At 45.5% G+C, this 16,451-nt stretch carries 13 protein-coding genes; 6 read left to right on the top strand and 7 right to left on the bottom strand.

Features of this window, described 5'->3' with window-relative positions:
- Nucleotides 1–93: 93 nt before the first annotated feature.
- Nucleotides 94–588, bottom strand: coding sequence for a leucine-responsive transcriptional regulator Lrp (gene lrp / locus DYB02_RS06780; protein ID WP_047022953.1), 495 nt, complete (start codon nt 586–588; stop codon nt 94–96).
- 156 nt (nt 589–744) lie between these two features.
- On the opposite strand from lrp, the gene ald reads away from it, so the two are divergent.
- Nucleotides 745–1,869 (top strand): alanine dehydrogenase, encoded by a 1,125-nt coding sequence (gene ald, locus DYB02_RS06775; RefSeq protein WP_029806388.1) that lies wholly within the window; start codon nt 745–747, stop codon nt 1,867–1,869.
- A gap of 92 nt (nt 1,870–1,961) precedes the next feature.
- Here the strand turns inward: ald and DYB02_RS06770 are convergent, their stop codons facing one another.
- Complete coding sequence (locus DYB02_RS06770; RefSeq protein WP_029806389.1) at nt 1,962–3,158, bottom strand: methyltransferase; 1,197 nt, start codon at nt 3,156–3,158, stop codon at nt 1,962–1,964.
- Nucleotides 3,159–3,214: 56 nt separating this feature from the next.
- Nucleotides 3,215–4,189 carry an HTH-type transcriptional regulator CysB gene (gene cysB / locus DYB02_RS06765; protein ID WP_005459882.1) on the bottom strand — a complete coding sequence of 325 codons (975 nt, stop codon included), beginning with the start codon at nt 4,187–4,189 and terminating at the stop codon, nt 3,215–3,217.
- Between the two features lie 314 nt (nt 4,190–4,503).
- Here cysB and DYB02_RS06760 point away from each other — a divergent pair, with 314 nt between their 5' ends.
- The 4 genes from DYB02_RS06760 to DYB02_RS06745 all read left to right on the top strand — a co-directional run bounded on the left by DYB02_RS06760 (nt 4,504) and on the right by DYB02_RS06745 (nt 8,697).
- Nucleotides 4,504–5,268 (top strand): hypothetical protein, encoded by a 765-nt coding sequence (locus DYB02_RS06760; RefSeq protein WP_005459911.1) that lies wholly within the window; start codon nt 4,504–4,506, stop codon nt 5,266–5,268.
- A gap of 124 nt (nt 5,269–5,392) precedes the next feature.
- Nucleotides 5,393–6,163 (top strand): tRNA isopentenyl-2-thiomethyl-A-37 hydroxylase MiaE, encoded by a 771-nt coding sequence (gene miaE / locus DYB02_RS06755; RefSeq protein WP_029805446.1) that lies wholly within the window; start codon nt 5,393–5,395, stop codon nt 6,161–6,163.
- 249 nt (nt 6,164–6,412) lie between these two features.
- Nucleotides 6,413–7,741 (top strand): sphingomyelin phosphodiesterase, encoded by a 1,329-nt coding sequence (locus DYB02_RS06750; RefSeq protein ID WP_029805448.1) that lies wholly within the window; start codon nt 6,413–6,415, stop codon nt 7,739–7,741.
- On the top strand, nt 7,738–8,697 hold the full coding sequence (locus tag DYB02_RS06745) for a hypothetical protein (RefSeq protein WP_029805451.1): 960 nt from the start codon (nt 7,738–7,740) through the stop codon (nt 8,695–8,697). Before DYB02_RS06750 ends, DYB02_RS06745 begins: the two co-directional genes overlap by 4 nt.
- 69 nt (nt 8,698–8,766) lie before the next feature.
- Here DYB02_RS06745 and trpS read toward each other — a convergent pair whose 3' ends face one another.
- A complete protein-coding gene (gene trpS, locus DYB02_RS06740; protein WP_005459886.1) occupies nt 8,767–9,789 on the bottom strand; it encodes a tryptophan--tRNA ligase in 1,023 nt (340 codons plus the stop codon).
- Nucleotides 9,790–10,426: 637 nt separating this feature from the next.
- Between trpS and DYB02_RS06730 the strand changes: the two genes are divergently transcribed.
- Nucleotides 10,427–11,383 carry an AEC family transporter gene (locus DYB02_RS06730; RefSeq protein ID WP_031822881.1) on the top strand — a complete coding sequence of 319 codons (957 nt, stop codon included), beginning with the start codon at nt 10,427–10,429 and terminating at the stop codon, nt 11,381–11,383.
- 74 nt (nt 11,384–11,457) lie between these two features.
- On the opposite strand, the gene DYB02_RS06725 is transcribed toward DYB02_RS06730, so the two are convergent.
- From DYB02_RS06725 to vmeA, 3 genes are all read right to left on the bottom strand, one after another.
- Entirely contained in the window at nt 11,458–11,910 is a 453-nt protein-coding gene (locus DYB02_RS06725) for a MarR family winged helix-turn-helix transcriptional regulator (protein WP_020903997.1), read from the bottom strand.
- A 201-nt stretch (nt 11,911–12,111) separates the two neighbouring features.
- Complete coding sequence (gene vmeB / locus DYB02_RS06720; RefSeq protein WP_005477950.1) at nt 12,112–15,273, bottom strand: multidrug efflux RND transporter permease subunit VmeB; 3,162 nt, start codon at nt 15,271–15,273, stop codon at nt 12,112–12,114.
- Nucleotides 15,274–15,275: 2 nt separating this feature from the next.
- On the bottom strand, nt 15,276–16,415 hold the full coding sequence (gene vmeA / locus DYB02_RS06715; protein ID WP_029805455.1) for a multidrug efflux RND transporter periplasmic adaptor subunit VmeA: 1,140 nt from the start codon (nt 16,413–16,415) through the stop codon (nt 15,276–15,278).
- Nucleotides 16,416–16,451 lie beyond the last annotated feature (36 nt).

The following is a 16,451-nucleotide window of genomic DNA, read 5'->3' as shown; positions in this document are numbered from 1 at the left end:
GCCGCTCGGTAAATTGATTTAACCATATCAAAGAGAAAAACCCAATTACTCTATGGCGAAAGCGGAAGCATATACCGCTTTCTTTGCAAGAAATTAACGAGTTTTAATCACAAGCTGGTTAGATTGTTTCACTTCTTCCATAACTACGTAGGTGCGAGTGTCATTTACGCCAGGTAGACGTAGTAACGTATCGCCAAGTAGTCGACGGTAAGCACCCATATCAGATACACGGGTCTTTAGAAGATAGTCAAAGTCACCTGAAACTAGATGACACTCTTGAATGTCGTCTAGCTTTTGAACAGCTGAGTTAAACTGTTCAAACACATCTGGCGCACCACGGTTTAACGTAATCTCAACGAATACCAGTAGTGATGCATCTAGGAGCTGCGGATTAAGTAGCGCAGTATATCCTGTGATGTAGCCTTGACGCTCTAAGCGACGCACACGCTCCAAACATGGCGTTGGAGAAAGTCCTACACGTTTTGAAAGCTCAACGTTTGAAATACGACCGTCTTTCTGCAGTTCATTAAGAGTGTTGCGGTCGATACGGTCTAGTTCCTTGGACGGCTTTTTATAGTTGTCTGCCATTTTTTATTCCACCTTATTACTTCCTTGCAAAAAAATATACTACAACTTTTTAATATTTGGTGCCAAATTTTACAAACCCATAACTATACTAGTTACAAATTCGACAATAACACCCTACAAATAGTTTTTACAACCATTATAGAAAGAGGATACAGGATGATCATTGGCGTACCTAAGGAAATCAAGAACCACGAATACCGTGTGGGTATGATCCCTGCTAGCGTGAGAGAACTCATCTCACATGGCCACCAAGTTTTAGTTGAGACCAATGCAGGTGCCGGCATTGGTTTTTCAGACGATGATTACATCGCCGTCGGCGCATCCATTCTCCCTCATGCTGCAGACGTTTTCGCGCAAGCAGACATGATAGTAAAAGTAAAAGAACCCCAAGCAGTTGAGAGAGCAATGCTCCGCGAAGGGCAAATTTTATTTACTTATTTACACCTAGCACCAGATTTTCCACAAACTGATGAGCTAATCAAGAGCAAAGCTGTCTGTATAGCCTATGAGACTGTAACAGATAATATGGGTCGTTTGCCACTGTTAGCACCAATGTCAGAAGTGGCAGGTCGGATGTCTATCCAAGCGGGTGCGCAAACGTTAGAAAAATCACACGGTGGTCGTGGTTTACTTCTTGGAGGCGTACCTGGTGTTGAACCTGCTAAAGTCGTTATCGTTGGTGGTGGTGTCGTTGGTGCAAACGCAGCTCGTATGGCTGTTGGCCTTCGCGCAGACGTAACAATTCTTGACCGCAACGTAGACACTCTGCGTAAACTGGATGAAGAATTCCAAGGCCAAGCGAAAATCATTTATTCTACAGAAGACGCTATCGAGAAGCATGTTCTAGAAGCAGACCTTGTTATTGGTGCAGTTCTAATCCCAGGCGCGGCAGCTCCGAAACTGGTAACAAAAGAGCATATTGCTAAGATGAAGCCAGGCGCAGCAATCGTTGACGTAGCTATCGACCAAGGTGGTTGTTTCGAAACATCTCACGCGACAACACACGCCGAGCCTACTTACGTGGTTGATGATGTCGTTCACTACTGTGTAGCAAACATGCCTGGTGCAGTTGCACGTACTTCAACTTTCGCATTGAATAATGCCACTCTCCCTTACATTGTGAAACTTGCAAACAAAGGCTATCAACAAGCTCTTCTGGAAGACAAAGGCTTCCTAGAAGGTCTAAACGTGATTCACGGTAAAGTCACTTGTAAAGAAGTCGCAGAAAGCTTTGACCTTGAATATGTAGATCCTGAACAAGCTATCGCTATGTTCAACTAACAACAAAATTAAGCAATTTTGTCACGTTTTGTTTACAAAAGCCCACAGTAAAGTGGGCTTTTTCATATAGTCGATTTAGATATAAAAAATAACTAATTCTTATGTGCACAAATTAAAATATTTCTCGGCGTAACTGATTTAGGGCAAAACTCTGCCAATCTAACACGATAACCACGTTCTTCAAGATAAAGCACTTTGTCTAATGCGAGCCAGATCTCCAAAGGTCGCTGAAAAACCAGTTGCACTAAGCTCATTCTTTCCATATGCCAAAAACGTTTTATTGCCCGCTTTTCAAACTCGGCAAAGTCAATCGCTTGGTTAATCTCGATACCTTTTTCTTTCGCAGCCCAGAGACACAATGCCTCAAAACCATCACTTAACTGTGATTTTCGAATGCTTGGCACGGGTTGATACTCATCAACTCCCAAAATCTCACGTGTCAGTAAATCAAAACCAAGCCTGAATACCATCTCTTGTTGACGATGGCGACGCACACGTTCACCGCCTGTCACCGTCTGTTGCAATGGAATGCGCAGTTCATGCTTAGACAAAATGAGTTCAGACGCTCGTACTGATTGGGATAACGCTTGGTACGTCTCGCTTTGAATCAAATGATAACAGCAAGGTGAAATCGTCATCGCCGCGATGCCGGCTTCACTTCCATATTCCATCAACCGAACATGAAGGTCACCACAAGCATGCAGTGCGACAGCATGTTGCGTGGGTTTGAATACTGCCTTGGTTTGAGGATCAAACGCGTCACCTTGGATAAAGATCATTTTCCAATGATGTTCATTCGCGGCTTGTTGGCCGGAGTCGCATAACGCTTGTTGATATTCAAAACTGGTCACTGGTTGATCGGTTTGCGTGGTTAAGATCCGACCTAAGTATCCTTTACCCGAGCACCACTCTAACCATTCCTCACCTTGATGAGATTGAATCGCTGCCTCCCCCATCGCTGTGATCTGTTCTAACTTGCGCCCTGGGATTCCACTGTCTAACCCTCTTTCTAGCGCTAGGCCATCTAATGCCATCGACTCTAACTGTGTATGCCTAAGTAAGGATGGTAAATCTGGCAAAAACACACTGATTTCAGCCAACGCAAGGTCTGGGTCAGCTTTGAGAGTTTCTATTTGAGAGGGAGAAAGCGATTCTAACCATTGGCAAAGCTGAGGGTGCGTTTCCTGCCAAGGTAATGATGGTTGAATGCTGCTTTGAAATGGCTCGAATCGCCATAATGGTTGATGCTCAATTAAGCAGTCATTAATAAATTGAAATTGCGTTTGCATAGCCCCCCCTACAATTTGGGATGGATTGTAGGGGGAATCATCACTTGAATGAAGTGTTATCTTACCGGAAGCTCGATGTCTTTAAACATCTCTTCAATTTCAGCATTCGACTTAAGAGAAATCGCCTGTTCGACAACAGGGCGCGTTAAGTGCGGTGCGAAACGCTCCATAAAGTCAAACATGTAAGAACGCAGGAACGTGCCACGGCGGAAACCAATACTTGTTGTACTTGCACCAAACAAATGGCTCGCATCAATAGCAACTAAATCTCGGTCTTGCTCTTCATCGACGGCCATGCTCGCAATCACACCAACACCGATACCCATGCGCACATACGTTTTAATCACATCCGCATCGGTTGCAGTGAACACGACTCGCGGCGTCAAACCTTCACGGTTGAAAGCGGTATCTAACTCAGAGCGACCAGTAAATCCAAACACATAAGTCACCAAAGGATAAGCAGCTAAATCGTGAATAGTAACTAAGTCTTTCTTCGCCAACGGATGATCTTTTGGCACCACAATAGAGCGATTCCAGTGGTAACAAGGCAACATGATAGCATCTTGGTAAAGATGGAGAGCTTCTGTCGCAATCGCAAAGTTGGCTGTACCTTTTGCAATCGCTTCAGACATTTGAGAAGGCGTACCTTGATGCATGTGCAAAGACACTTTAGGGTAACGTGCCGTAAAACCTTTGATGACATCGGGCAATGCATAGCGCGCTTGAGTATGGGTTGTTGAAATATTTAACGTGCCCATTTCAGGGTGAGTATGCTCGCCCGCTACCGCTTTGATACTCTCAACCCGAGCAAGGATTTCTTGGGAAATACGTACTATCTCTTCACCTGCTGGTGTCACTTGCGTTAAATGTTTACCACTTCGTTCGAAGATCTGGATTCCCAGCTCATCCTCTAGTAAACGAACCTGCTTACTAATACCAGGCTGAGAGGTGTATAAACTCTCTGCCGTCGCAGAAACGTTTAGGTTATGGTTCACAACCTCAACAATGTACTTCAGCTGCTGCAGTTTCATCGTAATCCCTTACTCATTCACGAGATAATAATGTCATAACTAAATTGACCGCTCTTACGAGCGATATAATGATTAGTTATAACGCGATCACAACGAAATGAACAGTAATTTCTAACATATAGCTGATAACCTTAAGCAGAGAAACAATATGCACAATGTTGAGCTTATAAAAACATCGATTTTAGTGATGTTGGTTCTATCAGTAACGAAAACGTGGGTGAGGCAAAATAATCAAACAAATAAGGTGCCGAGTAAGATAAGATTCATGTATTCTTGAACGCTAGCCGTAGAAAAGTAAAAGCAGACGCAAAGATATGAATATTGGTTTAATAATCGCTTTGGTAGCCATCCTACTGGTATTAATCCTAGGCTATAACATCATGTTGCAATACAAGGTTAAAGTTGAAACCGCCAAAAGGCAGGAATCGGCACGCTATGTTGCACTTATTGATGGCACTGAAGAACTGATTGGTCACGCACACCATATTCCTTTTAGTAAGGAGCTTCTGCTGTGCCTAAACAATCGTATTCTTGATGCACTAGAAAGCATGCATGAGCTTGACCCGAAAAATAAGCAGCTCACTCAACGCATAGAGAATATGAAGCAGCAAATCGGACAGCTAAAAGAAAACGGTCCGACTGGTGAAAGTACCTCTTTCAAAATGCCAAGCAGCGATAAGCAAGCCATCGTGATGCTTAAGCTGGTTAAGCGCCTGCGTGACACCGTTCGAAACGAGCACAACAAAGGCCGATTAGACACCCAGACTTACGTAACCGAGAATGCGCGTTTGGAAACGATGCAAATTCGCATCAACATCGAAAACGTGATTAAGCGAGCGAACGATTCCATTGCTCGCGGCCAACCGGGTACTGCGTTACAACTGCTTCGCAAAGGCATCGATGCGCTGAGTACAAAAAGCGATCCGTACTCCATCCAAGCAAAACAAAAGCTTGAAGAGATGCTTGGCGACTTAGACAAGAAACGCCAAGACAAAAGCGATGCAGAAATGCAGCAAATGGCAGACAAAGAGCGTGACAACGACATGGAAGCACTCTTCGGCGAGAAGAAAAAGTGGTAATATCCCCACCAGCTTTTCGCCCTATCCGATTAAAGGCTGCGTTTGCAGCCTTTTTTCTATCCAGATTTCCGTTTTACTTATGCTCTGGATGAACCAAATTTGAACGTAACGTACTAAAAATAAAATGATTAATCTCGACGCCTATCAAGATCTTCTTGCTCCTATCAATCAATTTCTGCAATGCCGCACACCCAACGAATGGGTTGAAGAAGCAAAGAAACCAGAAAACTTGCAAACCATTTTATTGGATCACTTACTGTGCGAGCTTAAAGCAGGTCAGTCAGCCATGTTCTTGATCCGCAAATACGCAGTAGATAAAGACAGTTCACATGCCTTACTTGACTGGTTCAAACCATATGAAGATTTCGCTTACCGAAAAATCGGCTCATTAGAGACATTAAAAGGTAAGAGCAATATTTCGAAAGCCATCATGGCAAAATCGGATTCGCCGTATAGCCAAGATCTGATCGATAAAATGGTTCTCTTGATCAAAGAAGAATTACATCACTTCTATCAAGTGCTGGAAATAATGGGGAGCCGTGGCGTGGAATACAAAAACATTCCCGCAAGCCGCTACGCAAAAACGCTGATTTCACACATGAAGACTCATGAGCCCGAGACGCTTATCGATAAGCTCATTATCGGCGCTTACATCGAAGCCCGCTCATGTGAACGTTTCGCTAAACTTGCGCCGCACATGGATGAAGACATTGCGAAGTTTTATGTTTCCCTACTCCGCTCTGAAGCACGTCATTATCAAGACTACCTTGTACTGGCTGAGCAGATTGCAGGCAAAGATATCAGCGAGCGTATTGCATACTTCGGCCGTATCGAAGCTGAGCTGATTTCAACCCCCGACGAAGACTTCAAGTTCCACAGTGGCATACCTGCTTAGCCGTGCTAAACCGTCACTAAAAAGCCAGATGTGAGTCTGGCTTTTTAGTTTTAAATCTCACCATTTCAACCTACCTCTCCGTCTGTATAAACCGCGCCTGTAACTTCATTTTGTTTACAACTCAGTTAGAACCAAGGTCACAAATAGCGAACTATTTTCATCGAACCATAAGCTGTCATCCATCTTTAACGCTCGAGTAACATTTATAAATAAGAATGATTGCTCTAACACAAATCATGGATAAACAAGATGAAATTTTCGCAGTGGAGTCTTTTGCTGAGCACTTTAGTAGCATTGCCGAGCTTGGCTGATACGGACGTATACCTCACCAATAACTCAGACCAACCATTAACCATTCAGGTCAAACACAATGGCAGTGATTTGCTGCAATACGGAGAAGAATGGCAGCAACACGTAGAAGTATTAGGCCCTTGGGAAACAAAGCCCGTACTGAGTTTTAATCGTTGGGAAGGGGTGAAATCGGGTCAGAACTATCGCTTTGAAACTGTCGTATCTAACCCGCAAGGTGAAAGCATTACACTCCACCAAGTCATGGAAGGACATTGGTACAACTCGACCATTGAGTACGGTTTGTCAGCCGCCGACGTGAACTTGGCATTAAAAGACGATCGCACGATTCATCGTTCAAATACCGAGGCGTTTGGCTCTCGCAGTGCAGAGCTAGCGTTTAAATCGGATAGCACCGCGCGTTATGACGATTTGTACTATACCGTCACACCAAGCAAAGTGGCTGAAACCGTCGATAACAACGAGCAAAATCTCAAACTGATGACTTACAACATTTGGGCCTTGCCTGCGATTGCGTCACATATTGGTGACCGTTACGAGTTAATCCCCGATTACGTAAAAGGCTATGACGTACTGGCATTGCAAGAGGTTTTTGCTAGTGGTCGTGATGCATTTTTACGTGAGCTTGCAAAAGATTACCCATACCAAACGAAGATGTTGGATAAAGATGGCTTCAACGTTTACGACGGAGGCGTAGTCATTGTGAGTCGTTACCCTATCGTCAACGAGGCACAATACGTGTTCCCAGATTGTTCGGGTACCGATTGTTTCGCTGATAAAGGCGTAAACTACGCAGAGATCATCAAAGGTGGTCAGGCCTACCATGTTTTTGCTACACATACCGCGTCTTTCGATACTGATACAGCGCGTGAGTATCGTCAGCGTCAATTTCAACAAATGCGCACTATGGCGCAATCTCTCAACATTCCGAATAACGAAACGGTCGTTTACAATGGTGACTTTAATGTAAACAAGCTAAAGTTCCCTGGAGATTACCAGCAGATGATCGCAAACCTAAGTGCGATGGAGCCTCAATACTCTGGCTATACAGCGTCTACGTTCGACCCTCGTATCAATAACTTCGCAGGCGAAGCACTATCTGGTGGCGAAAATGTGGAATACCTCGATTACGTCATGGTGAGCAACGAATATGGCGTGAAATCGTTTAACGACAACCGCGTTGATGTTCCACGTTCAACGACAGAGGGGTTGTGGAAACATTACAACCTGTCGGATCACTTCCCTGTCAGCGCCGTGATCAAGCCATGAAGCTTAGCTTACTAATCACTGTGTCCGCCGTTTTGGCGGGCATAGTTTGGTATTCAGTCAATGTCGACGAACGCGATCACTTAACGCAGCTTTCTTCGGAGTTGCAGGATAAATCAGTCGCATTGGTTGATAGTGATTCGACGCCACCCCAGCGCCAAAGCAGTACACAAAAGTCCAATTCAAAATCAGACAATATGCCCACTGAGATTCAAGATCTTGCAGAGCGACTAAACCGTTCTAAAGGTCGAGCATTGAAAGCAGAAATCGAGACGTTTTGGCACACCTGTATGTCCGAGCTCAATTGCGAATCCAAACTTAATGAACTGGCCACAGATTTGTCTGAAGAGCGTTTTAATTTGTTAGCGAACTACCATCAACTCGATGGTCTTTGGCAGCAAAGCGTTGGCAACTTGTTGTTTGATGAGCAGCAACCGCTCGCCTCTCGTATCGCACTATTAAAGTCCGAAGCGAGAAAGATTTGGGGAGAGCTCGCTGAGGTTATTTTCGCCGATGAGTTCGCACTTTACGACTTCAGCTTACAAGCCGAGCAACTTGACGCCGTATCGGCTCAAGATTACGTGAAAGCATTCGAGGATTTAATCACCGAATGGCAGGGGAACGAAAATGCCTTGGGGTTAGACAGCAACCAAACAAAATATGAACGAGCGGTGGCTCTGATCCCTGCAAGTATGAATGGGGTCGAGAGACAAACCTTGATTCAAGAGTTGCAGAAAAACTATCTGTCTGAACAAGAAAGCAACCAAATCCGCACTCGTGAACAACAAATAGCAAAACAAAAGCAGCAAGTTCGCAGTTATCAAACCGATCTAAAGCAGCTCGAATCCAGATTGGCAACGCAAAGAGCCACCAGCCACTCGAGTTGGTCTGAATCTGACTGGCAGCGTTACTATCAACAAGAGATAGCGAATTTTCGTCGCGAGTTCTTTGCTTCATAAGGTGCGCATAAAAAAGGCACGTAGCAGGTTAGCTTTCGCGCCTTTTTACTTTGTGCTCCCGAACCTATTTCAGAACAAGTTCAAGCCAAATACACTCTTAACATCGGACAAAACTTGTTCTGTTTTTTCTCGAGAGACTTGGCTGCCATGTTTAAGAATCTCAATAAGTTGCGCTTTGTCGTTCAAATACAACGCCCGTTTCTCTCGGATCGGACGCAGCATTTCTTGAAGGCATTCTTCCAATACTTTTTTCGTGGTTCCATCTCCTAGCCCGCCACGGCGATAGTGCGCTTTGAGTTGCTCGACATGCTCTTTGTCAGAGTGAAAAGCATCGAGATAAGTGAACACAATGTTGCCTTCTACTTGACCAGGGTCTTCGATGCGCAAATGGCTTGGGTCGGTGTACATGGATTTTACTGCAGCTGAGATTTCCTTTTCAGTCGCCCCTAAGTTAATGGCATTACCCATGCTTTTTGACATTTTATTTTTGCCATCAGTACTCGGTAAACGTGGCGCATCACTAAGCAACGGACGGCACTCTTTTAGGATCTCTTGTCCGCCAAGGTGGTTAATCTTTCTCACGATTTCATTCGTTTGCTCAAGCATTGGTAATTGATCATCCCCAACCGGAACAAGTGTAGCGCGAAAACCCGTTATATCAGCGGCTTGAGAAATTGGGTAAGTCAGGAACCCTGCAGGAATTGAACGCTCAAAACCTTTGCTTTGAATTTCATTTTTTACGGTTGGGTTACGCTCTAAGCGAGCAATGGAAACTAAGTTGCTGTAATACATCGTCAATTCTGCGAGGGCTGGCAGCTGAGATTGCAAACAGATAGTGGTTTGAATGGGGTCGATGCCAACTGCAAGGTAATCTGCGACTACGTTTAGAATGTTCGAAGATACCTTTGAAGGATTGTGCGCGTTATCGGTCAGGCCTTGCATATCGGCGACCAGAATGGTTTGGTCATGCTCCGATTGTAATGCCACACGCTGTTGTAACGAACCGACGTAATGACCAAGGTGTAAAGGCCCTGTAGCTCGGTCGCCCGTGAGAATGATTTCGCGTTGTTGATGCGTTTCTTTGATGTTCATGGTTATCTCCTAGTCAAAATAGAGCGCTACTGGAGATAAAAAGACAAGACACTCTTCGCTACCTTCCAGCAGCGTAAGAATGTAAGAATTCCGCGCCGCTCTACATAGAGCGCCACCAGAAAAAGTATGATGATGAAGGTGTGAAGAATAAGTTCATGCGTCTTAAGCTAACAGGGACTAAGACAATGCTCAATCCCAATGTGAAGAAAATGCAGTGTGTGAAAATTTTCCCGATTACATCGGCAAGGACATTGCGATAACGAGAACAGCACCAAATACCGAACCAGAAACAAATGCACATAGAACGGTTTTGTTGTGTTTACTTTTCATCGATGGACTCCTATTTATCACCACCAGAGCCGCACAAGGAATGAGCACGGCTCAACTTCATTTCACTTGTCGGCGCTGGAGTTCTGTTTTATCTCCAGTGCGATAAGTCGGAGTAGTAAACCAATATATGCAACCTTCGACCAGTCGAGCTTGGTCAAACTGAGATATTAGGCTCATATCGGAATGCAACGTACATCCTAATCAACATAAGAATAAAATTTCATCGCTTCCCTATTCCCCGCCCCCTAGTTTGTGGCTTAATAGCGAAACAATAATGACTTTTTTCTTTTTTGCTGCGGATACTTACATGGATTCTGTTTTACATCAGTTGCAATTCTCTTTGTCGATCACCGGCCCCATCTGCTTAATGTTGGTGCTTGGCGTTATCTTTAGACGGTTTGGTCTCATCAACGATAACTTTATTGAAATAGGCTCTAAGCTGGTTTTTAAGGTCACGCTGCCAGCCATGTTGTTTGTCAGTATTGTGGCTTCTGAGCATGATTTTTCTGCCGCCAGTGGTTTCATCAACTACGGCGTAGTCGCGAGTATTCTGTTTTTTATTTTCACCTACATATCCGTTTCTATTCTGTTTAAGTCTTCTCCCGATCAGGGCGTGTTGATTCAAGGTGGGTTTCGCGCCAACACTGGCATTATCGGCATTGCATACGTTGCGAATGCTTATGGTTCACTGGGTGTCGCATTAGCTGCTCTTTATGTCGCCATCACCACGTTTATCTACAACGTTCAAGCGGTGATCTGCCTGTCACCCAAAGGCGCTACGTCTGCCTCTCAAGCAGCAAAAATGATGGGAAGAACACTGACGAAGAACCCGCTTATCATCTCCATCGTTTTAGGTATGCTTTTCTACTTGTTGTCGATTCCGGTTCCAAACGTAGTCATTGATGCGGGTAACTATCTGTCGAAAATGACGTTGCCGCTCGCATTGTTATGTACAGGTGGCTCGTTGGATTTTAGTTTGATGAGAAAGGAAAAAGGCCCGTCTTGGTTTGCAAGCAGTTACAAGTTGATTGTTGCCCCAGTGTTTATCACGTTAGGCGCGTATTTTGTTGGTTTTCGAGGTATTGAGTTGGGGATTTTATTCTTCATGAATGCCTCGCCCGTTGCGGCAGCGAGTTACGTCATGGCCCGTTCAATGGGAGGAAATGCGGTACTGGCAGCCAACATTATTGCTTTGACAACAGTGCTTTCAACCGTCACCTGCACATTCGGTATTGTGGTTCTAAAATCGTACGGTTTAATCTGAAAAATGATATAAAAAAGCCTCAGAACATAGCTGAGGCTTTACAAAAAGGCTTAGATTTAACGCAGAGAAGACGCTTACGAATGATTGGCTAATGTCATTTTCCTTACCAAACGAAAAAACTCTGCCGACTCATCTTCTGATAAACAAGAGAAGAATTCGCGCTGCAAGTTCTTCATTATTTGATGAACTTTCTTAATCGTTACTTCACCTTCTTTCGTCAAACTGAGCATTTTCAGTCGTTGGTTCGCCTCACTCTTCGAAACGCACACAAAACCACGTTTTTCCAAGTTATCGACCATGCGCTTTGCAACGCTTCGTTCGGTCAGAACGGCATCGGCTAACGCTTGTTGACTCATGGGCTGAAACTCTTCTAACGCTGCCAACGCACTGGCCATCTCTAAGGTCATCTGATTTTGACGACATAACTCTGCCTGTGCTCGGTTGCGATACATCCGTTGCATTACCCCAGAGACAAACATTGGGCTTTGATCCAAAACGGAGATTGGTGAAATTTTTTGCTCTTTCATAGCCGCCTATTTAACTTATGGCTTCATGTTATGCTTTCTGACCTTTTTATGAGGAATTCGAAACGTGATCGCTCTTCCTAGGCTTGATTCAAAATCGGTGGCGTATTAAACCATCGAGTTGAAAGCATAAACAAAGAGCGCTTACGCGCCCTTTTATTATGTTTATTGTTATTAGTATAACTCAGTTAAGCTTACGAAGTCTTACTCCGACTTTTCCGTTGCTGGAGCGAGTTCTTGAGATCGCTCTTTCTGCGCTTCTTTTTGGGCACGGCGATCAAACAAACGCTCTACCACAACAAAGAACACCGGAACAAAGAAGATACCAAGCAAGGTTGCACTGATCATGCCGCCAAGCACACCAGTACCTACCGCGTTTTGACCAGCAGAGCCCACACCAGCACTGATTGCCAACGGAACCACACCCAAGCCAAACGCCAAGGACGTCATGATGATTGGACGAAGACGCACACGCACCGCGTGCAGTGTAGCTTCAATCAGACCTGCACCTTTCTCGTAATATTCTTTCGCGAACTCAACGATCAAAATCGCGTTTTTCGTTGCCAAACCCACTGTGGTTAACAAACTCACTTGGAAGAACACGTCGTTGTCCATTCCACGACCCAGTACTGCGAGCACAGCGCCTAATACGCCCAAAGGTACAACCAACACGACCGCAAGCGGTACAGACCAGCTTTCATACAACGCAGCAAGTACTAGGAACACGACCAAAATGGACAACGCGTACAACATTGGAGCTTGGTTGCCGGACAAACGCTCTTCATAAGAGATGCCGTTCCAGTTCACCGTAAAGCCCTCTGGTAACTGCTCAACCATCGCTTCAATCTCAGCCATTGCTTCACCCGTACTGACACCTGGAGCTGCACCACCTTGAATGTTCATCGCGGCTAGGCCATTAAAACGTTGAAGCTGTGGTGAACCATACGTCCATTCACCACTTGCAAACGCCGAAAACGGCACCATTTCACCTTGCGCATTACGTACATACCATGAGTTAAAATCTTCTGGCTGCATACGGAACTCTGCGTCACTTTGCACCATCACTTTTTTAACGCGACCACGGTCAATGTAGTCGTTGATATACGCTCCACCCCAAGCGGCGGATAGGATTTGGTTCACGTCGTTGATGCTGACATCCAGCGCGCGCAATTTAACGTGATCTACATGCACTTGGTACATTGGCGCATCAGATTGGCCATTCGGACGAACACCAACTAGTTTTGGATTCTGCGCTGCCATTCCCAGTAACTGCCCTTGTGCGGCAACTAATGCTTCGTGACCAAGGCTCAGGGAGTCTTGTAGATAGAAATCAAAACCCGTTGCGTTACCCAACTCTTGGATGGCAGGAGGTGCAAACGCAAATACCATGGCTTCTTTGATGGTTGAGAAGTAACCCATAGCACGGCCTGTCAAAGATGCAGCATCCGAACCCGGCGCTTCGCGCTCAGACCAATCTTTCAAGCCAATAAACGCCATACCCATGTTTTGACCTTGACCAGCAAAGCTAAAACCAGCCACGGTAAACACGGATCTCACGTTGTCTTTTTCTTCTTCCAAGAAATAGCTACGCACTTTATCGAGTGTTTTTTCTGTCTGCTCTTGAGTCGAGTTCGGCGGCAAGATTGCCATCGAGAACACCGTACCTTGGTCTTCATCTGGTAGGAAAGACGTCGGCAGATTCATAAATAACCAACCCGCACCAGCGCTCATTGCCACAAACACCAACAACATGCGCCCAGTGCGTTTTAGCAACTTGGCTACACCAGCCTCATAACCTGCGGTCATCGAATCAAATTTACGGTTAAACCAACCGAAGAAGCCTTTTTTATCCGTAAATTCAGCGTCACCTTTTTTCAGTAACGTAGCACACAGCGCTGGTGTCAGGATGATCGCAACCATCACTGACAACGTCATCGCAGCAACGATGGTGATCGAGAACTGACGGTAAATCACCCCGGTCGAACCTGACATAAATGCCATAGGGACGAATACTGCCGATAAGGTCAAACCAACACCAATCAACGCGCCAGTGATCTGCCCCATCGATTTCTTAGTAGCCTCTTTTGGATCGAGCCCGTCTTCGTGCATCACACGCTCAACGTTTTCTACCACAACGATGGCGTCATCCACCAGCAAACCAATCGCCAGAACCATCGCAAACATCGTCAGGGTATTCACGCTGAAACCTGTCGCGTAAAGAATGGCAAACGTACCCAAGAGTACAACCGGAACCGCAATCGTCGGGATGATCGTTGCACGGAAGTTCTGTAAGAACAGGTACATAATCAAGAACACCAACACAATCGCTTCCAGTAGCGTTTTCACTACTTCTTGAATCGATGCTTCTACAAACGGTGTTGTCTCAAATGGATAAGCGACTTTCAGACCATCTGGGAAGTTTTCACTTAACTCTGCTAAACGCTCTTTGACTGCAGCCGCCGTTTCCAGCGCGTTCGCACCTGTACCAAGTGAAATACCTAAACCAGACGCCGGCAAACCGTTGTACTGACCTTGAATATCGTAACTTTCTGCTCCACGCTCAATACGAGCAACGTCTCTTAGATAAACGTTTGCACCGCTCGCATCTGATTTCAAGATGATGTTTTGGAACTCAGCCACACTGCTTAAACGACTCGCAGAAGAAATCGTCGCGTTAAGCAGTTGACCTTTCTGCGCAGGTGCTGCACCCAATTGACCAGATGACACTTGCGCATTCTGCTCACTGATCGCATTTGCAACGTCAATTGCCGTCAGGTTGAACTGAGTCAGCTTAAACGGGTCAAGCCACACACGCATCGCATATTGAGAACCAAAAGCCTGCACTTGACCCACACCCGTCACACGGCTGATTGGGTCTTGAATGTTGGTTACAACAAAGTCGGCAATGTCGTTTTGTGTAAAATCTGGATCGTCAGAATAAACCGCCACCACCATCAAAAATGAGGTGTTAGATTTGTTCACCACAATACCTTGGCTTTGCACTTCCATAGGAAGCGAAGTCAACGCCAATTGCAGTTTGTTCTGCACTTGAACCTGCGCGATATCAGGATCGGCTTCGCTATCAAAAGTCAGTGTAATAGTCGCATTACCGAAAGCGTCACTGCTCGAAGACAAGTAACGTAGGTAATCCAGGCCTGTCATGTTTTGCTCGATAACCTGCGTGACAGAGTCCTCTACCGTTTTAGCAGAAGCACCAGGATAGCGCGCGCTGATGGTGATCGTGGTCGGCGAAATAGTTGGATATTGCGACACTGGCAAGTTGAACAAGGACATGATCCCTGCAAGCATGGTCAGAATCGCCAGTACCCAGGCAAAAACCGGACGATCAATAAAAAATCGAGCCATGATTATCCCTGCTCTCCCGTTTGGATGGTGACTGGGCTACCCGGACGCACCTTTTGCAAACCCGCTGTAATGACTTGATCACCGGCTTTTAATCCATCAATGATTCGCCATTGGTTGTCTATAACTTCCGCCGTGATGACTGGCGTAATCGCAACGATATTATCAGCACTCACTGTCATCACCGAAGCTTTGCCTGTTGCATCGCGAGTCACGGTGTTTTGCGGGATCAAAATCGCGCTAGGGTCAACACCAGTAATCACGGTCGCACGCACGAACATACCCGGAAGAAGTAAACCATCAGGATTTGGGAATTCCGCTCGCAAAGTCACGCTTCCCGTACTTTCATCCACGTTAACTTCCGTGAACTTCATTGTGCCTTTGTGCTCGTAGGTCGAGCCATCTTCAAGCGTCAATGCGACTTGCGCAGATTGATCTTCTTGCATGTGACCTTGAGAAAGCGCCGCTTTTAGTCGCAGCAATTGAGCAGAAGACTGAACGATATCCACGTTGATCGGATCAAGTTGTTGAATCGTCGTTAGCTTGTCGGCTTGGTTTGCCGTAACCAACGCTCCCGCAGTCACATTTGACTTGCTGATCACGCCACTGATTGGCGCTTTCACACGGGTATAAGTCAAATTGATCTTTGCAGTATTGATCTTCGCTTTGGCTACGAGCACTTGCGCTTTCGCTTCTTTGTAAGCCGCTTCTGCTTCATCCAGATCTTGTTGACTGATCGATTTCTTGGTAATCAATGCGCGGTAACGTTTAACGGTTGCAAACGTCGATTCTTCAGAAGCTTGCGCACGAATCAGCTCCGCTTCTGCACTAAGCAAATCCGCTTGAAATGAAGAGTCATCAATTTGGTACAACGACTGACCTTTTTCCACAACGCCACCTTCAACAAAGTTACGTTCTGAAATAATACCCGTTACCTGTGGGCGGACTTCCGCCTCTTTAAATGCACGGCTGCGGCCCGGCAACTCAACCGTCAAAGCTTGTCGAACAGGTTCAACCGTCAAAACATTCACTTCGGTTGCGGGAGCGGCGCCACCACCTTGCTCAGTTCCTTCTTGGCTTGGTTGACATCCCGCCATAAACAGGCTCGATGCAATCAGCAGCGATAGCGTGGTTCTACGTCTCATGAAACATCTCTCTTATTTTGCAAGCCCTACAAATAT

The sequence above is a fragment of the Vibrio parahaemolyticus genome, from assembly GCF_900460535.1.
GTDB classification, from domain to species: Bacteria; Pseudomonadota; Gammaproteobacteria; order Enterobacterales; family Vibrionaceae; genus Vibrio; species Vibrio parahaemolyticus.
This window is presented reverse-complemented; position numbering and strand designations above follow the sequence as displayed.

Coding starts and splice junctions, on each gene's coding strand:
- DYB02_RS06770 (WP_029806389.1), bottom strand. CDS start 3,158: ATGCAAACGCAATTTCAATTTATTAATGACTGCTTAATTGAGCATCAA.
- trpS (WP_005459886.1), bottom strand. CDS start 9,789: ATGAACATCAAAGAAACGCATCAACAACGCGAAATCATTCTCACGGGC.
- DYB02_RS06745 (WP_029805451.1), top strand. CDS start 7,738: ATGAAGCTTAGCTTACTAATCACTGTGTCCGCCGTTTTGGCGGGCATA.
- ald (WP_029806388.1), top strand. CDS start 745: ATGATCATTGGCGTACCTAAGGAAATCAAGAACCACGAATACCGTGTG.
- miaE (WP_029805446.1), top strand. CDS start 5,393: ATGATTAATCTCGACGCCTATCAAGATCTTCTTGCTCCTATCAATCAA.
- DYB02_RS06730 (WP_031822881.1), top strand. CDS start 10,427: ATGGATTCTGTTTTACATCAGTTGCAATTCTCTTTGTCGATCACCGGC.
- vmeA (WP_029805455.1), bottom strand. CDS start 16,415: ATGAGACGTAGAACCACGCTATCGCTGCTGATTGCATCGAGCCTGTTT.
- DYB02_RS06725 (WP_020903997.1), bottom strand. CDS start 11,910: ATGAAAGAGCAAAAAATTTCACCAATCTCCGTTTTGGATCAAAGCCCA.
- lrp (WP_047022953.1), bottom strand. CDS start 588: ATGGCAGACAACTATAAAAAGCCGTCCAAGGAACTAGACCGTATCGAC.
- DYB02_RS06750 (WP_029805448.1), top strand. CDS start 6,413: ATGAAATTTTCGCAGTGGAGTCTTTTGCTGAGCACTTTAGTAGCATTG.
- vmeB (WP_005477950.1), bottom strand. CDS start 15,273: ATGGCTCGATTTTTTATTGATCGTCCGGTTTTTGCCTGGGTACTGGCG.
- DYB02_RS06760 (WP_005459911.1), top strand. CDS start 4,504: ATGAATATTGGTTTAATAATCGCTTTGGTAGCCATCCTACTGGTATTA.
- cysB (WP_005459882.1), bottom strand. CDS start 4,189: ATGAAACTGCAGCAGCTGAAGTACATTGTTGAGGTTGTGAACCATAAC.